Genomic DNA, 17,206 nt, shown 5'->3' on the forward strand with positions numbered 1-17,206 from the left:
CCCCCACGGTTGCTTTTACAGATAGTATTTTATGTGGAGCTATCAATAAAAGTTAATTATTTTACTGGTATAGCTCCAGCTTCTGATACAATCGCTTGTCCATCTGAACTTAAAATAAAATCAATAAATTGTTTCCCTGCTTCAGTTATGTTGTCTTCCTTGTGGACAAATAAGAATGGCCGTGACAAGCTATATTTTTGTTGCAGTACATTTTCCGCTGTGGCCTTTACTCCATCAATTTGTATAGTTGATATAGTGTCATCAATATATTCGAACGATATAAAACCTACTGCATGCTTGTTTGTAGCGACAGTTGTTTTAATATTCCCGTTGCCGCTTGCAATAATGGCATTTCTTATTAATTCACCGGAACTATACCCAACTATTTCTTGGAATGCATCACGAGAGCCTGAGCCGTCCTCTCGAGATACAACAACAATTTCCATATCCTCTCCACCAAGCTGGTTCCAGTTTGTCACTTCCCCCGTAAATATTTGCTTCACTTGCTCTAACGTTAGATTATTCACTTTATTGCTTGGATGAGTGACTACTACAATTCCATCGTAAGCGATGATTGTCTCCTTCAAACCATTTGCCTTTTCTTCTTCTTTCAAATCACGCGATGACATACCGATCTCTGATACACCGCTTGTTGCATTTGTAATACCGGCAGATGAACCAATCTGATTAACTTCTATATTAATATTCTCATTATTGTCTTTAAATTTTTCAGCTAGTTTTTCTGCTAAAGGTCCTACCGATGTAGATCCCGAAATAGATACTATTTCTTTACTGCCGTTCGACGATCCAGTGCCATTTCCAGTAGTTTCGCCACATGCTGATAATACAGCGGCTAAAAATAACACCAATAATCCGATTGTTGTTTTTCTAATAAACGTCATATCTAAGCCTCCAAGATAATCGATTGGCAACGACTCTGTTCCCTTCTGTCATCTATAATAAGCTTGCTTAGTAAATGTTTTATTAACGGTTTGTAAAGAGTTTGTAAATTTTATAAATGAGGTGTAAATAAATTATGGTATTTATGTAAAAGGGGACCAGAATTTAGTTTCGAAGCATATTTTTTCTTCCCTACTATCGAAAAAGCTGAGATCTTTAAAAAATCTCAGCCTGTTCATATAAAAAACCTGATATAATCAGATTTTTGTTAAATATTTATAGATTCATATTCACTAAAATTTTACATTGGCTGCGATCTTTTGTTAGCAATTCAAATCCCTTTTCTACAATATCATCTAGTGCAATCTTACTTGTTATAACTACCTTACCATCAATCACACCACTTGCAAGCAGACGGATGACTTCAGGGAATAAGCGAACATATGCGTATGATCCACTAATCTTCGCTTCTGTCCTTACAATCATATTAGGATCAAAATTAACTGGCTTTTCCCAAACACTTACAACCTTGAATTCTCCGCCTGGACGTACAGAGCCAACCCCACTTGTAAATGTTGCCTGAACACCTGCAGCATCATAGGCCACATTTACTCCTCCATTTGTTTTTTCACGGATAAACGCAGCTGCATCTGTATCAATTGGATTAATCACATGTGCAGCGCCAAGTTCTAATGCTTTTTGACGACGTTCCTCTGATACTTCTACTACAAAAATTTCACTGGCTCCTGCTGCTTTGACAGCTTGTAATAACAATAATCCGATTGGACCAGCACCAAATATGGCAGCAGAATCCCCTAGCTTTAATTGGCTTTGACGGACCGCATGAACAGCAACGGCTGTTGGCTCAACAAGGGCACCAAGCTCTAAACTCATAGTTTCAGGCAGATGGAAAATATTCTCCTGCTTCACCACTGCAAATTGAGCAAATCCGCCTGATACTGTATATCCATACCCTTGTCGAGCAGTACACAAATTAACAAAACCTCTTTGGCAATTATCACATTTTCCACAAGGAAGGAGAGGTTCAACGGCTACACGATCGCCTACTACTGCATTTGTTACTCCTTCTCCAACGTCCACAACTACACCCGAAAACTCATGGCCTAAAACAGGCTGAGTACGTATTGGATAAGCACCCGCTAAATACTCATGCATATCACTCCCACAAATACCGGCATACTCCACCTTTACCTTTACCATTCCTTTTTCAAGGACAGGCATGTCTGCTTCTTCTACTCGAATATCTCTTGGTCCATATATTTTTGCTGCTTTCATTTTCCCTAACCTCTTCTCTTACTCTTGAGTTGCTTGAAGCCCATTGATGATAAAGCTTACAGCTAGATCTGCTACCTGTTCTGAAGACAATTCCGATTGAGTCCGGTTCAAAAATGCATTGTTGTGAGATTGCATTAGTGTCCCCATTATAAAATTAAGCGCTGCATCGACCGATGGAAAACCAATTGCTTTTTTATCCTGACACTCTTGTAAAATCACTCGAAGCTGCTCCCAAGATGGGAGAAAGACATCTGTCAGCATTTCTAATCTCGGACTATTCATCACTAACTCTTGCTGTAAAATTCTAATTAATTCATGTTCTTCATTTCTAAAAATAATAAACTGTTTACAAAAGCCCCTAAGTGCACCTAGAGGATCAGATAAATCATATTTCATATTCATAAATAGCTTCCTGATCGGTTCAAATAGGTAAAAGAAAACATTTTCTTTTCCTCCAAAATGATAGGACACTAGGGCTAAGGAAACATCTGCTTCCTGACAAATCTGTCTAACGGTTGTCCCTTCATATCCTTTTTCTGCAAACAATAATTTAGCTGCAGAAAGGATTTGATCTTTAACCTCTTTATTTTTTTCATTCCCTCTTGTTTGTTTGAATTGACTCATCCCCTTTATCAATTTTAAACAAACGTTTTGAACATCTGTTCAATTTTAAGTATACGCTTATGGTTTTATATGTCAATGAATAAGTAATGGCCGCAGTATAAGATAAACAACCATTCCTTGCATATAGTGAATAGCAAGGGAGGAATTGCAATGAACATAATTAAAAAGGATATTCATCAAATACAAATAGAATTTGGGAAGTGGCCCAAGGCGAAAAGGATTGTACTTATTTCTATTTTGAGCAGCATCGGGGCCATTTTTCAATCAGCAGGAGGGTTTTTACCAGGAGTTGGTTATTTAATTAGCCCTTTGGCTAGCGCCCCCATCATGCTATGCACGATTTTCTCAATTCCGCTTGGTCTTGCTTCCTATGTTTCAACAGCTCTATTACTTTTGATATTACAGCCTGCCGAGCTGATTATTTTTCCATTTACAACAGGCCTGTTGGGTCTATTTATTGGAATTTCCTTTAATCTATTTCAAAAAAAATCAAGTCATATTTTGAGCGGATCGGCAGGCTTAGTGCTTGGAATCTGCATTTTATTATATGGTGTAAAATTCCCTGTGTTAGGGCCTGCCTTCTCCCGTCCATTTAACATTGCCATGATAGGCTTGATTTTTATTTTCTCTGCTTTTTATAGCTGGATCTGGGTTGTTTTATGCACTAGACTCATAAAAAGAATCAGAGAATTATATTTTCGCAACCTCCCAGATGACACCCGTCTCAAGTAATTGCTCTAATACTAATCCCCTCACATGCTCACTTGGGTAGGATGAGACACTAAATGGAGAAAAGGCACCTGTTAGAACTCTTTCATTGCAATTCCAACGAGATGAAAAAAGAGATGATCCTTTAGTCGCCGGCTATTGTCCTTCCAGACAACAGCCGAATTCGTTGTTGTTCCTGGCACGAAAACAACACGATTATTATGATATCCACATAACTTTGCAGACCTGCCACAATAACCTTTATCGTCCCATCCTCCTGTATCATCGTAATCGAGCCTCGGTCGGCAACATATATTTTCCCCTCGATAATAAGCAATTCCCGTTGGATGTCCACATGAATTCCACTAAAGAACCTTTACTCATTCTCTAATTTAATCTCAATCAAAGTTAGTTCATTTTGCGCTAATGCCTTATCAAGTATTTCTTCAAATTCTTGAATAGAAACTGGCCGCTCTCCTCTTATGCCAAAACTTTTGGCAAGCTGCACAAAATCAGGGTTTCCAAAAGCAGTACCATGATTATTGCCCAATTTTTTCAGCATCATTTGTTCTTCAAGTTTCAGCTTCGAATCATTAAGGACAATCATCACAAACACCAAACCAAGTCTTACTGCTGTTTCAATTTCTGCAAAGTTCATTAATGCACCGCCATCACCAGTTATACAAATTACCGGATCAGCTGGACATGCCAATTTTGCCCCAATAGCACCAGGAATAGCTATCCCCATTGAAGCTAAGCCGTTTGATATGATAACCTTATTTGGCTTCTTTGGCTGATAGGTTTGGGCTATAGAATTTTTATGAGAGCCGACATCCGATAAGACAATCGTATTTTCGCAGGTACGCTTTTCAATAGCATGTAAGATCGATGTAATCGATAAAGAAGAATCTGCCCCACCATTCAAATGGAAGACCTGTTTTATTTGCTCTCGCAAATTTCCAGATGGCTCCCATGGCTTAGGATTAATTTCAAGCTCAATCAACGCTTGCATTACCCGCTTTAAATCTCCAACGAGCTCGCTTTGAAGAGGATAATATTCATCCGGTTCAGCCGAAACAGCATTTATATGAATAACCGGTACCTTCTTTTTATTCCACTCCTTAGGGAGACGCTCCACAAAATCATAGCCAATAACGATAAGCAGGTCAGCCATTTCGATTCCCAGCAACACCTCATCCTGCTGGCTAAAGCCAAACGTAAAATAATTGAACGGATGATCTTTCGGAAGAATTCCTTTTGCTTTCATGCTATGGATAACTGGCGCTTGAAGAAAATTAATGAATGTCTGTACCTCTGTTACCGCCTCCGCTCTAATAACCCCGTTTCCAATGATGATAAACGGCCTTTGGCTATTATTGATTTTGGCAATTGCAGCGATAATCTCCTCGTCCACGGACATGAATGTTGGTGTCGGTGTAATAGTTATCGCATCATTAGAAATCTCTTGAGCCGCTAAATTTTCCGGTAATTCCACGATAACAGCACCTGGTTTTTCCATTTTTGCCGTTCGAAAGGCTTTATGTACGATCTCTGCGAGCGTTAGAGAATCCTTGATTTGAATGCTCCACTTCGCTGCAGGCTCGAATATTTTAACCAAATCCAAATATTGATGGGATTCCTTATGCTGTCGTTCAAATCCAACCTGACCGATAATCGCCACAACGGGTGAAAAATCAAGAGTGGCACTGGCAATCCCGGTTAATAAATTGGTTGCCCCCGGCCCCAATGTAGACGTACACACACCTGCTTTATGAGACAGCCTCGCATAAACATCTGCCATAAAGGCCGCCCCTTGCTCATGCCTCGTATTCACAAACTGAATTTGCTTTGATCTAGAAAGCGAATCAACTAGATCCAGTGTTTCTTTTCCCATTATTCCAAAAATATATTCCACACCCTCATTTTCTAAACATTGAACAAGAATATCTGTCGCTTTCATATGATCCTCCCAAATAGACTTTTCACTTACAAAAATAAGTTGTTTTATTATAGCTTTGCCTATTATTCCAGGAATCATTATATGTAACTACACCTTGTTTTTTCGTTATATTTGTTCCCAGTTATGATGGATATGGCTACCCGTATACCAGGGAGAAAATTTTCTGGACGATTGAAGTTGATAAAACAAAAGAAAGGGACCCTCTTTAGCCCCTTTCCTTTGTGCTTCATAAATATTAGACTGATTGTTATCAACTAAACAATTTGATTATAGACATTCTCAAAACCATAACGATCAATGAATTTTGCAAAAGGCTCTCTTTTTTTACCGTGCTGCGAATAAATATCGATGATCGCAGTAACAGCTTCATATAGTTCCTCAGGTGTGAGCTTTCCCAAAATTAACGTACCTGCTCTAGCATCCGCTCCCTTTGATTTGCCGCCAATATACAAGTCATATTTGTCTCTTACTTTCATTACACCTATGTCATTGATTAACGGTTCACCACAGCCAATCGGACATCCTGTATAGGCCGGGCGCAGAGTAAATGGAACGGGTCTTCCAGCTATTAATTTATTTAATTCTATAGCTACAGGCATTCCCTCTTCTTCTGAACCCTTACAAAAATTACATGTTCTTAAGCTCTTTACAAAGTTTCCAACTGGATAACAGGATAATCCCACTGCATTAAATTCCTTTTTAATAACTTCAAGCTCACTCTCTGGAACTTCAATATATAATTGTTGAAAGGTTGTTAATTCGATTTCATCCTCTTCCTGCATGTATTTTGCTATGACCGATAATTGCTTGGCATTTAGCTTCGAGCCAAACGCTATCCCCCCATTAATAGCCAATTTCGCCATCATACTTATTCCATCTCCCACTCTTCAATTTAATCTAACTTTTAATTGTACACCCGTTAGGTATATGAAAACCTCCTGTATTAGCGATTCAGAAATTCGATGATTGCTTCTTCATTCCCTGCTGGTGCCGTCACGCGATCTGCTTCTTCCCCATTTTTAATAAGGATAAGAGTTGGAACGCTCATAACCCCGAATTTTTGGGCTAAGTCAAGCGACTTATCAACATCTACATCATAGAACGCCATCTCATCACCTAATTGTCTTTCTACGTTCTCAACAATAGGAGCCAGCTGCCTGCATCCAGAACACCACTCTGCTGTAAATTTTAAAACCATAGGCTTTTTCATATCTATGATTTGCTTTTCAAATTCGTTTAAATTCATTTCTTTTAACATCGCGATATTTCTTCTCCTTTCGAATTATGAATCGTTTATCATAAATTTATATTACTATACCCCCGTATAGTAATCAATAGGCATTTACTTATATTTATTAAATACATAGTTGACTTTACCCTTAGGGAAACGTGTATAAATGAATGGAACAGCGTATTGATATATAAACTCCAGTCAAAAAAATTGGGAAATGGGAGGTGGACACTTGCTATCGATTGGCGAATTCTCAAAGATATGCAAAGTATCTACAAAAACACTTCGATATTATGATGAAATTGGTTTAATTACCCCTGATGAGATTAATCCCGAAAATGGTTATAGGTTTTATTCCATCAGCCAGCTAAAAAAGATGTTATTGATTAATCGCCTGAAATCTTTTCATTTTTCTCTTGAAGAAATCAAAGCCACTTTAGAAATGGAAGAAGATCAATCAGAAGAGAAACTTTATTCTGCCCTTACTCGCAAAAAAAGGGAGATACAGGAAAGACTAAATGCCTTTGAATATACCCTAAATCAAATAAGTTACGATATTTTAAATTTAAAGAAGGGGAAATCTATTATGTCACACCTTGACTATTTAGAAGTACAGCTTGTTGAAACCCAACCAATGAACCTTCTTTATATACGCCAGATGATGAGTAGTGACGACTATGCTGCAGGATATGGCAAGTATTTTAGCAGGCTATATGAAAAGATAGCTGCTGAAATGCTTACCTTACTTGGCACCCCAATGACAATTTATCACAGCCCAGAATACAATCCTGCAGGCAATGATACAGAGTTTGCGATTCCAATAGAGGAAATTATAAAGGGAACGAGAGATTTGCCTGGAAGCCTTTGTGCAAAAACTGTTTTAAAGGGCTCCTATTCAGAATTAACATCGGTATATGCCAAGCTGTGGGAATGGGCTGAAAATGAAGGATATGAATTAGTGAAATCTCCATATGAAGTATATATGACTGACCCCTATCAAGCTAATGTTCCTGAAGATTTTATTACCGAGGTTTATTTTCCTGTTAAGAAAAAGCAGCAGGCTAAACACCATTTGCCAAAACTAACTTCTAATGGGAGGCATACTAAATGAAAAGAAACTATTTGCCAACGACAGAATGGCGGATCGCCGCCCCAGAAGCATTGGAAATGGATGCTGAAAAGCTTTCAAAGCTAGATTCTATAATAACAACTGAGTACAGCAATATGAACGGGATTGTGGTCGTAAAAAATGGAGCGATAGTTTATGAAAGCTATTATAATGGCTATGGATCTGATAATGTGCACCATGTGGCATCTGTAACGAAAAGTATCCTATCTGCTCTTATCGGGATTGCCATAGATACAGGATATATAAAAAATGTAGACCAAATGGTATTAGATTTCTTCCCTGAGTATTTTCCCGAAGGTGCTGAAACAGTAAATCGAGAAATCACTATACGCCATCTTCTTACGATGACAGCTCCATATCCATTTGAGGACTGGCACGAACCGCTGGATAAGATGTGTATACAGCCAGACTGGGTAAACTATACGCTGGATATGCTGGGGCAAAAGGGGAGTATTGGAACATTCAAGTATTCGACTGCGGGGGCACACTTGCTTTCAGCCATCATCACTCGCAGCACTGGAATAAATGCCCGGGAATTTGCCAACGAACATTTATTTAAACCACTAGGTATGAGGGAAATTCCTGATTATAAAATGGCGGCATTTGGGTTTGATGATTTATTCGGAAAAAATGTACAGGGATGGGTTAAAGACCCAAACGGCATCTCTACAGGAGGATGGGGACTTACACTAAATCCCCGAGATATGGCACGTTTTGGTTTACTATATCTAAACCATGGCATTTGGGACAATACACAGATAATCTCCAAGAAGTGGATCCTCGAATCAACAGCGATGAACTCCAATCATTACGGTTATCTATGGTGGTTACTTAATGAAAATGAGCTGTTAGCATACTCAGCACTAGGTGATGGAGGGAATGTTATTTGCTGCATACCAGAGAAAGACCTAGTTGTAGCCATTGCATCAGAATTCATGGTAAATGCTCGTGATCGGTGGACGCTGATAAAAGAACATATTATCCCTGCAATAATTGACTAAATCTCATTGCCACTATGTCGGGCAAAATGAAAGTAGTAACATTTAAAATTGGGAACCCCTGTGTTAAACAGGGGTCTGCTTTATGACTGAATGTACAATTTAATTTCATTTCCTTCCACCTTGAAACTTTTCATAGCTGGTTTACTTTCAAAATGGATTTCATTCAATATAAGATTCCTTTGCACTAATTCATCATATTCGTTCAATATTTTTTCAAGCCATGGATCAGCCTGAATATAAAGGTCTGCTCGTAAATCAACTGGCAGGTTCAATTCCTTTCGATAAGTTTGAACAGACCGAACAAATTCCCTTACTAGCCCTTCTTCTTTTAATCCTCGTGTTAATGTTGTATCTAATAAGATTAAGAATTTACTTCCTTCTGATAACTCATAACCATCTCTTCCCTTTTTCTCAATAAGCACGTCATCCATTGTAAGAGTTATTGTTTCACCCGAAAATAATGATAATTGCATTTCTCTTTTTGCAATAAATTTTGCTATTTCTTCTGGAACTAATTTATCAAGTTTATTTTTCACTTCACCCACGGATTTTCCCAACTTTGGTCCAACTGCAGAAAAATTCATCTTAAGATCAAGCTGCAGCAAATCTTGATAATCTTTCTTAAACTCTACTTCTTTTATATTCATTTCTTCTTTTATAATAAACGAATACTTTTGCAGCTCAGATAGAATAGATGCATCCGTCGGAATTACCATCAACTTGGCTAATGGCTGTTTTGTTTTTATTCCCGCTGTATTTCTAACGGATCTTGTTAGTTCTATTATTTGTAAGACGGCATCCATTTCTTTTTCTAGATGTTCATTAATTAGTGTTTCATCTGGTTTAGGATAATCCGATACATGCACACTATCTTTCACTAAGTTGGAGTAAATATCCTCCGTAACAAAAGGAATATAAGGAGCCATAAGCTGTGACAGATTCTTTAACACAATAAATAAGGTGGTAAATGCTGACTTCTTATCATCGGTCATGCCACTGCTCCAAAAGCGTTGTCTGGAACGTCTTATATACCAGTTACTAAGTTCATCAACAAATAATGAAATCGATCTAGCCCCTTTGGTTATATCATATTCTTCTAAACTTCGTGTAACTTCCCTTATAACAGTATTCAACCGGGATAGAATCCACTTATCAAGAGTTGTTCTCGTCCCACCCAAGTCCCTTTCTGGATTAAATTGGTCAATTTCTGCATACATCGAGTAAAAAGAATAAACATTCAAAAGTGTATCTATAACTTTGGACTTAGCATGACTGACCGTCTTTTTAGAAAATCGCTTATTATTCCATGGAGAGCTGTCAGCTAACAAAGCCCATCTTAGCGAATCCGCACCAAACTCATTAATTAACTCAGTTGGATTAAGTGCATTTCCCTTACTTTTTGACATCTTTTGTCCATTCTCATCTAAAATATGACCTAAAGAAAGGACACGCTTATAAGGTGATTGTCCCGTAAACAAAGTAGAAACTGCTAATAAGCTGTAAAACCACCCTCGTGTTTGGTCAACCCCCTCAATAACGACATCAGCGGGAAATTGCTTCTTAAAGGTACCGTTATTTTCAAACGGATAATGATATTGAGCAAATGGCATTGAGCCGCTATCGAACCATACATCAATCACTTCACTAGTTCGATTCATCGTACCACCGCAAGAGCAAGTTAATTGCACCTTATCTACATAGGGTTTGTGCAACTCTATGGTTTCTGGCACTTCACCCGCTGAAAGCTCTCTTAATTCTTTAATTGAATTAGGGGCTTTTTCTTTCCCGCATTCTTTACAAATCCAAACGTTTAACGGGGTTCCCCAATATCTGTTTCTGCCAATATTCCAGTCAACCATGTTATCTAAAAAGTTCCCAAACCTTCCCTCTTTCATATGAGAAGGGAACCATTGAACTTTTTGGTTATTTAATTGTATTTTCTCTTTCACTGCTGTTGTCTTAATAAACCAACCCTTCATGGCATAATAAAGAAGCGGACTGTCACATCGCCAACAGTGGGGATAGCTATGTTCATATTTTTTCTTATCAAATAACAAATTTTGCTTTGATAGCATTTTTATAATTTCTATATCACAATCTTTGACAAATTGTCCTGCAAGTGGAGTCACATATTCCTTATAGCGACCTTTAGAATCAACTACATTTACATAATCAAATTGATTATCCTGAATGGCCTTGTAATCGTCTTCTCCATGTGCTGGTGCGATATGCACGATACCTGTTCCACTTGTATCCGTAACAAAATCTGCACCAAGAATTTTATGGCCATTTGATACAGTAGCATAATTAAAAGGCGGCTCATAGGAGAGTCCAACTAAGTCTTTCCCTTTCATCACATCTAGGATCTCATATTTCCCCTTCATAACAGCAGGAGCCAAAGATTCTGCAAGAACTAATATATCTAACCCTTGTCTAACTCTTACATAGTTTATATTTGGATTAACAGCAACCGCAATATTACCCGGCAATGTCCACGGTGTCGTTGTCCATCCTAAAAGATATTCGTCTGTTCTTCCCTTTAAGCGAAATTTTGCTGTAACGGATAGATCAGAAACATCCTTATATCCTTGTGCAACTTCATGAGAGCTAAGTGAAGTCTCACAATGAGGACAATAAGGAACAACCCGATGGCCTCTATATAAATAGCCTTTTTCATGTATGGAGGATAAGATATTCCAGACAGATTCAATATATTCGTTGTTTAACGTTATATAAGGGTCTTCCATGTCCACCCAATAGCCAAGAGCTGTAGTAAATTGCTTCCATTCATTTTCATATTCAAAGACACTATCTTTACATTTTTGAATAAACTTTTCAATACCATATTCTTCGATTTGATCTTTCCCACGAATATTTAACTGTTTTTCAACCTCTAATTCCACCGGTAAGCCATGTGTATCCCAACCCGCTTTTCTTAAAACCTGATAGCCTGACATAGTTTTGTATCTTGCCACAAAATCCTTAATCGTTCTCCCAAGAGCATGACCAGCATGTGGCAAACCATTTGCTGTTGGCGGCCCTTCATAGAAAACATATGTCTCTCTTCCCTCTCGGTTAGCTATCGAACGCTCGAACGTTCGATCCTTTTCCCACTTTTTCCGAACTCTTAGTTCCCTTTCCATACTGGATTCCTTCAACATTCGCACCCCCTATTAAAATAAAAAAACTCGACCCTACATACGTAGAATCGAGTTTATATATATAAATATATAATCTGCCTTAAAAAATAAAAAAAACCATAGTAGCGGTTTTTTGAATTAATTACACTACGTACTATCATACGTGTCCTGGGTATCGGTAGAATGCCGTCAAAGTTTAAAATTTCTTTCAACCTTGCTTCTCGGAGAGGATTTTCATTATGGTCTTAACGTTGACTTTCAGCACTTCATCAACTCTCTGTAGATAAGATAAACATAATTACTCTTTCTCGTCATCAAATTAATTATTAAATTATCCCTAATCTTAACTAACAATATTTTAAAAGTCAAACTATTTTTACGCTTTAACAAATGACTTTTATTTTTCATTATATATGAATATGCTTGCTGAAGAAGAGAGAATTCAAGAAAAAAAGCCATCAAATCATTGATGACTTCTTCACTAACTTCTATACCCTTTTGAACGTACTGCTATATATTGTTATTCTGCCTTAAAAATCTTTACGATATTCACTACAAGCACCTTTGCAATGGAATAAGCTGGGATGACAAAAATAATCCCGATAATCCCCATAAAGTTTCCAGCTGATAATATCAATACAATGATAGTTAATGGATGGATTTTTAGCGTTTTCCCCATAATATTCGGAGAAACGATATTTCCTTCAATTTGTTGAGCAACTAACATAATAATCGCTACATAAAGAGCCATTACAGGATCCTGAAATAACGCTACTAGGAATGCGGGAACAACTGCAATATATGGCCCTAAAAACGGAATGACGTTAGTAAACATTCCGAACATCGCTAAAACAAGTGAATAGTTCAGACCAATAATTAAGTAGCCAATATACAAAAGTACACCGACAATAATACTGACAAGCATTTGACCTTGAATATAGGTTGAAATGGTCTTGTCCATTTCTTTTAATATATTTTTCACATGGTCCCTTTTAGACTGTGGGAACAAAACAGCCACACTCGGTGCAAAACGATGACTATCCTTTAACATATAAAATAAAATAAATGGAACAAGGACAAGATAGAAGATTGTATTAATAAAACCGCCAATCCATCCGAAAACACCAAGAATTCCATTCGCAATATTCCCTGCATTGGATTCCAGTCTCGTTTCTAACTCTGTACTCGCCTTGAGAAATGCTTCTTGAACGAAGTCTGGAAAAGTAGATCGATTTTCCTGAACATATTTAACCCCATCCATTACGGTGGAAACCATAGCTGGCAAATTATCTACAAATCGTTCTAATTGGTCATTGATGACCGGTCCAACCAATCTTATAATTCCATAAATAATCAAGATGATGGCAACATAGGCAACTAAAATGGCGATCCATCTCGGTACTTTCTTCTTTTCTAGCCAATTCACTAATGGCCGGCACAAATAAAACAAAATGCCAGCAACAACAAACGGTAAAAAGATTGTTTTAAGCAACACAACAATTGGTGTTAAGATAAATTGATTTTTATTTAATAAAAACACAATGATTAAAAATAAGATGATAGCAATCATACTTTTAAACCATCTTTTTTCTAACATCGACATATCCCATTCTCACTTCCTAATACTGCAAATATTTCCCTCTCTTGAATATTACAATTAAATGGCTAAAATTCCAATCATATTATGTTGGAAATAATATTAAATGTCCTGTTTTTCTTGCACCTATCCATGATTTATAAACGATACAGCAGGCTGTAAATAGGTGCCATCTGGCTTGCAGCTGAGCCGGGTGGCAAATACAGAATCAGTGTTATCTATACGATGCCTGGCTCATAAGAATATTGCAGTGTTAGGCTAACTTAGATGATATCAAAGCCAAATTTCTCAGAGACGAAGTTTGGCTTTCTAACATTATTAGAACTTATAATTATGTACTTATAAATTCTATTGTGTTTTTTTCTACACTTATTGCCTTATTAGAGCTTTTGATAATAATATCAAAGTGCTGGCTGTACGGATGCATAAACAATTCATACTGAATCCGGCGTTCTTCATGAGATTGCCTTAAATAATTTATATCGGTAAAGGTTGTTTTACCAGCAGCCCCATGTCCTGAAATGCCAATAACAATCTGTTTATCTATCATTTTGAGCCAATTTACGATTTCTTGTAATAACCTATCCATCATCGACCTCCACTTTTTATTCATGTACTAACCTATTTTAATGAGAGAAATATGGGACCTTAATAAAATAATGAAATTAATCCTCCCAATAAAAAATAGCATCCAAGACTAAATATTCTCCAGGTTCACGATAAATCGTTGGAATTTCCGTTTGAAAAGACAAAGGCTGATTCAATTTTTCTGCTTCTAACAGTTCATAATTAAACTCTATTAAGGCTTGTTTCAATTGCACTGCAATTTTTTGGAATTTCTCGCTTAAATTGAATAAATTGGGGCCACCAAGTAAAGAACCATATGCCCCACCAACTACTTCATTCGTTTCGAAACGAATTGTTTTATATCTGTCATCTTCACCCATGAGAGCTACAGGTGCTAAACGACAAATATCAATAATAATCCCTTCCGTCTTTATCTCTCTACGGCCGTATTTCTCTTCAACGACTATAACATCTCCCTTTTGATAACAAAAAAGTTCAATAAAGGAGGCATAGCCACTGCCAAAATGATTCCACTCTGCTTCACATACTAGATTAGGAATACGGTTTATTCGATGAAATAACCGTCGGATATACGCTTCAATTTCTTGCTCATTTTTTGTATCATAAGGGAATTTGTTCCCTACGACTTTCCCTTCAATCAAATCTTGTAATTGTTCATTAGAAAACATTCACGAAACCCCTCTCTTGAAAATAGTTGAACAAGATTGTGAGCTCAAATAATTACCAAAAACCTTTATTGTGTTTTATCCATGATATTCAGGATGGTTATGACGATTACAGCCAAAAAGATAACAGGCTGTTTGGATAGTTATATCGAACTCCATAGTCGGAATATAGCCAGATGTGACTTTTTCAAACATTTGTTCATATTCTTTTTTGTCATTAAGCAACTCTTTAATATAGACTTGTTTATCCTTTTCTGACCAATCTTCATCACATTCTTCTTCATATGCTTCTTTAATATCTATTATCTTTTCATTTATTCCTTCGCTCAGCAGTTCTTTAGCTAGAATAGGATTATACATTTTCAGCAAGGAATAAATATATCGACTAATCCATTTCGGTTGTTTTGCGTAATTATTCCATCCTTTTTTAAACCATGTTATTGCCTCTTCGTAACACCCCAATTCTACATATAAATCTGCAACCTCAACTTCTCCAACAAATTCATCATCATCCTCAGAGAATGCATCAAGTTTACATTTTGCCTCACTTTTATTATCTAATTCAATCAAACATCTTATATGGCTATACATGGCCAAATCAGAGGGTTCTGAACCTAAAAGAAAATATTTTGAAGCCTCTTCTATGTGTCCGAGATGATAATTAGCCACCGCTAAATTATTGTAAGCCGGTTTTGAAGGCTGGATGGAAATTGCCTTTTCCAATATGTCTTTTGCGGATTCCCACTTTACTTGTCTACAATAAATCTCCCCTAACAAATTATAAGGAAAATGAGATTTGGGATTCATCCTTAATATTTCTTCTAATAAAGGAAGAGCATTGATATCATTATCTTCCTCATTACAATAAATCCATGCAAGATTATTAAGAGATTGTATATCTCTTGATCGTCCTACTGCTTCTATAAATAGTATTAATGATTCATCATATTTATTTTCTTCTAGCAATTCAATCGCTTTTTGGTTAAGATTCAATGGAAGTCCCTCACTATAAAAAAGTATGCTTTATTATTATGCTATCATCTCCGCTCGTTTCCTAAAACTATAAAGATTTTAAAATTTACTTAAAGGCGATGGAAACTATGCTCCACCGCCTTTATCTTCATTTCATACATAGACTCCAGTTTATTTTGCAAATGGGTCTTTATGATCAAAGCTATTATTATGAATGACATCAGAAATAAGATATTGGTAAACCTCATCAACAATTTCTATTCCATTTTTCTTACTTTCTATTTCACAAATTGTATTAATTTGCCCAGGATAAAATACTTGATCAAAGCCTGGGGCAGGTTTAACATTTGTTAAATCAGACATCGTTCTGATGATATTTTCTTTAAATTTAGGTAAGCTCGTAAAAAATGCTGGATTGATCACGACATGAAGCTGACCTAGATTTCGGTCCTCAGTCAAGTCATGATACATGGATGTCACCTTATTTCCAAATGGCAAGCCTAGAAGAACCCCCGATAAAATATCAACCATCATCATTAACCCGTAGCCTTTTGGCCCTGCTATCGGCAATAAAGCATTTACTTTAAATGGATCTCTCGTCGGCTTGCCATTTTTATCGACGGCCCAGCCTTCTTCAATCGGAGCATTTTTTGAACGGGCATGCAGTACTTTACCCCATGCCTGCACGGTTGTCGCCATATCAAAAATGATATTCTCTCCATTATTTCCAGGTGCTGAAAAAGCAATCGGATTTGTACCATAATACGGTTCTGCTCCGCCATAAGGAACAACCATTGGATCTGACTGACAGACGGAAAGTCCGATTAGATCTTCATTAGCAGCCCTTTCAACGTAATAAGAAAGAGAGCCGCTATGGCCAATTCTTCTAACCCCTACAACAGCAATGCCATTTTCCTTCGCCATTTGAATGGCTTCTTCCATTGCCTGTTTCGCAGCGACATGCCCAGCCCCATTGTCACCATCGAAAACAGCAGAACATGGTCCTGTTTTTTCGATGGTAAAGTTTGGATTTGTGTTTGTTCCTCCCTTTGAAATTCTTTCAGCATAGTATTCTACACGCATAGCTCCATGGGAGTGAACACCTCTTGCATCTGCATGGACTAGCACATCTGCTACTACTCCTGCATGTTTTTCTGTTAATCCAGCACGGTGAAGCTTTGTTGTGATTAAATTTTCCAGTTCTTGTCTCATTACTTTCATCGTTTTAATAAAACCCCTTTTTTTAAATGACTTCTATAAAAATTTTAGGGTTTAAAACGATGATCGTCATTATTACAATTAGACAAAATAACTATTCTATTTTGTTCACTTTAAACAAAAGTTCGTTTCTTTTTATCCTTAGTGACTATACAATTAAATTAGATTAAATTTGAT

Annotated in this window: 16 protein-coding genes; 3 read left to right on the top strand and 13 right to left on the bottom strand. The window is 37.0% G+C overall.

What is annotated here, in order from left to right; genetic code table 11:
- Positions 1-56: 56 nt before the first annotated feature.
- The 3 genes from FI644_RS08500 to FI644_RS08510 all read right to left on the bottom strand — a co-directional run bounded on the left by FI644_RS08500 (position 57) and on the right by FI644_RS08510 (position 2,820).
- Positions 57-902 (bottom strand): phosphate ABC transporter substrate-binding protein, encoded by an 846-nt coding sequence (locus FI644_RS08500; RefSeq protein WP_053478006.1) that lies wholly within the window; start codon positions 900-902, stop codon positions 57-59.
- A 274-nt stretch (positions 903-1,176) separates the two neighbouring features.
- Complete coding sequence (locus FI644_RS08505) at positions 1,177-2,196, bottom strand: 2,3-butanediol dehydrogenase (RefSeq protein ID WP_053478005.1); 1,020 nt, start codon at positions 2,194-2,196, stop codon at positions 1,177-1,179.
- 18 nt (positions 2,197-2,214) lie between these two features.
- Entirely contained in the window at positions 2,215-2,820 is a 606-nt protein-coding gene (locus FI644_RS08510; RefSeq protein ID WP_053478004.1) for a TetR/AcrR family transcriptional regulator, read from the bottom strand.
- A gap of 150 nt (positions 2,821-2,970) precedes the next feature.
- On the opposite strand from FI644_RS08510, the gene FI644_RS08515 reads away from it, so the two are divergent.
- Positions 2,971-3,552, top strand: coding sequence for a hypothetical protein (locus tag FI644_RS08515; protein WP_053478003.1), 582 nt, complete (start codon positions 2,971-2,973; stop codon positions 3,550-3,552).
- Positions 3,553-3,673: 121 nt separating this feature from the next.
- On the opposite strand, the gene FI644_RS08520 is transcribed toward FI644_RS08515, so the two are convergent.
- The 4 genes from FI644_RS08520 to FI644_RS08535 form a co-directional block, all read right to left on the bottom strand.
- Positions 3,674-3,883 (bottom strand): hypothetical protein, encoded by a 210-nt coding sequence (locus FI644_RS08520; protein WP_053478002.1) that lies wholly within the window; start codon positions 3,881-3,883, stop codon positions 3,674-3,676.
- 21 nt (positions 3,884-3,904) lie between these two features.
- Positions 3,905-5,488, bottom strand: coding sequence for an acetolactate synthase large subunit (locus FI644_RS08525; protein WP_142108226.1), 1,584 nt, complete (start codon positions 5,486-5,488; stop codon positions 3,905-3,907).
- Positions 5,489-5,742: 254 nt separating this feature from the next.
- A complete protein-coding gene (locus FI644_RS08530; RefSeq protein WP_053478001.1) occupies positions 5,743-6,354 on the bottom strand; it encodes an NAD(P)/FAD-dependent oxidoreductase in 612 nt (203 codons plus the stop codon).
- 77 nt (positions 6,355-6,431) lie between these two features.
- The gene (locus FI644_RS08535) at positions 6,432-6,746 is read right to left on the bottom strand and encodes a thioredoxin family protein (protein WP_053478000.1); all 315 of its coding nucleotides are present in this window, start codon (positions 6,744-6,746) and stop codon (positions 6,432-6,434) included.
- A 205-nt stretch (positions 6,747-6,951) separates the two neighbouring features.
- On the opposite strand from FI644_RS08535, the gene FI644_RS08540 reads away from it, so the two are divergent.
- Positions 6,952-7,830: a MerR family transcriptional regulator gene (locus tag FI644_RS08540; RefSeq protein ID WP_053477999.1), complete on the top strand. Its 879-nt coding sequence runs from the start codon at positions 6,952-6,954 to the stop codon at positions 7,828-7,830.
- On the top strand, positions 7,827-8,849 hold the full coding sequence (locus tag FI644_RS08545) for a serine hydrolase domain-containing protein (RefSeq protein ID WP_053477998.1): 1,023 nt from the start codon (positions 7,827-7,829) through the stop codon (positions 8,847-8,849). Before FI644_RS08540 ends, FI644_RS08545 begins: the two co-directional genes overlap by 4 nt.
- Positions 8,850-8,929: 80 nt before the next feature.
- On the opposite strand, the gene ileS is transcribed toward FI644_RS08545, so the two are convergent.
- The 6 genes from ileS to allD all read right to left on the bottom strand — a co-directional run bounded on the left by ileS (position 8,930) and on the right by allD (position 17,032).
- Positions 8,930-12,010 carry an isoleucine--tRNA ligase gene (gene ileS / locus FI644_RS08550; protein ID WP_056681823.1) on the bottom strand — a complete coding sequence of 1,027 codons (3,081 nt, stop codon included), beginning with the start codon at positions 12,008-12,010 and terminating at the stop codon, positions 8,930-8,932.
- Between the two features lie 499 nt (positions 12,011-12,509).
- On the bottom strand, positions 12,510-13,586 hold the full coding sequence (locus FI644_RS08555) for an AI-2E family transporter (RefSeq protein ID WP_231690156.1): 1,077 nt from the start codon (positions 13,584-13,586) through the stop codon (positions 12,510-12,512).
- A 331-nt stretch (positions 13,587-13,917) separates the two neighbouring features.
- Positions 13,918-14,175, bottom strand: coding sequence for a hypothetical protein (locus FI644_RS08560; RefSeq protein ID WP_053477995.1), 258 nt, complete (start codon positions 14,173-14,175; stop codon positions 13,918-13,920).
- A gap of 76 nt (positions 14,176-14,251) precedes the next feature.
- Positions 14,252-14,842: a hypothetical protein gene (locus tag FI644_RS08565; protein WP_053477994.1), complete on the bottom strand. Its 591-nt coding sequence runs from the start codon at positions 14,840-14,842 to the stop codon at positions 14,252-14,254.
- Positions 14,843-14,917: 75 nt separating this feature from the next.
- On the bottom strand, positions 14,918-15,832 hold the full coding sequence (locus tag FI644_RS08570) for a tetratricopeptide repeat protein (protein WP_142108227.1): 915 nt from the start codon (positions 15,830-15,832) through the stop codon (positions 14,918-14,920).
- Positions 15,833-15,982: 150 nt separating this feature from the next.
- The gene (gene allD / locus FI644_RS08575; RefSeq protein WP_142108228.1) at positions 15,983-17,032 is read right to left on the bottom strand and encodes an ureidoglycolate dehydrogenase; all 1,050 of its coding nucleotides are present in this window, start codon (positions 17,030-17,032) and stop codon (positions 15,983-15,985) included.
- Between the last annotated feature and the right edge of the window lie 174 nt (positions 17,033-17,206).

Origin of the sequence: Cytobacillus solani, from assembly GCF_006704205.1 — a bacterium.
Classification (GTDB): Bacteria; Bacillota; Bacilli; order Bacillales; family Cytobacillaceae; genus Cytobacillus; species Cytobacillus solani.

Bases quoted from the DNA above. Each gene is read 5' to 3' on its own strand.
- allD (WP_142108228.1), bottom strand. From the start codon at position 17,032: ATGAAAGTAATGAGACAAGAACTGGAAAATTTAATCACAACAAAGCTT.
- FI644_RS08530 (WP_053478001.1), bottom strand. From the start codon at position 6,354: ATGATGGCGAAATTGGCTATTAATGGGGGGATAGCGTTTGGCTCGAAG.
- FI644_RS08555 (WP_231690156.1), bottom strand. From the start codon at position 13,586: ATGTTAGAAAAAAGATGGTTTAAAAGTATGATTGCTATCATCTTATTT.
- FI644_RS08560 (WP_053477995.1), bottom strand. From the start codon at position 14,175: ATGGATAGGTTATTACAAGAAATCGTAAATTGGCTCAAAATGATAGAT.
- FI644_RS08565 (WP_053477994.1), bottom strand. From the start codon at position 14,842: ATGTTTTCTAATGAACAATTACAAGATTTGATTGAAGGGAAAGTCGTA.
- FI644_RS08505 (WP_053478005.1), bottom strand. From the start codon at position 2,196: ATGAAAGCAGCAAAAATATATGGACCAAGAGATATTCGAGTAGAAGAA.
- FI644_RS08510 (WP_053478004.1), bottom strand. From the start codon at position 2,820: ATGAGTCAATTCAAACAAACAAGAGGGAATGAAAAAAATAAAGAGGTT.
- FI644_RS08525 (WP_142108226.1), bottom strand. From the start codon at position 5,488: ATGAAAGCGACAGATATTCTTGTTCAATGTTTAGAAAATGAGGGTGTG.
- FI644_RS08545 (WP_053477998.1), top strand. From the start codon at position 7,827: ATGAAAAGAAACTATTTGCCAACGACAGAATGGCGGATCGCCGCCCCA.
- FI644_RS08535 (WP_053478000.1), bottom strand. From the start codon at position 6,746: ATGTTAAAAGAAATGAATTTAAACGAATTTGAAAAGCAAATCATAGAT.
- FI644_RS08500 (WP_053478006.1), bottom strand. From the start codon at position 902: ATGACGTTTATTAGAAAAACAACAATCGGATTATTGGTGTTATTTTTA.
- FI644_RS08515 (WP_053478003.1), top strand. From the start codon at position 2,971: ATGAACATAATTAAAAAGGATATTCATCAAATACAAATAGAATTTGGG.
- ileS (WP_056681823.1), bottom strand. From the start codon at position 12,010: ATGTTGAAGGAATCCAGTATGGAAAGGGAACTAAGAGTTCGGAAAAAG.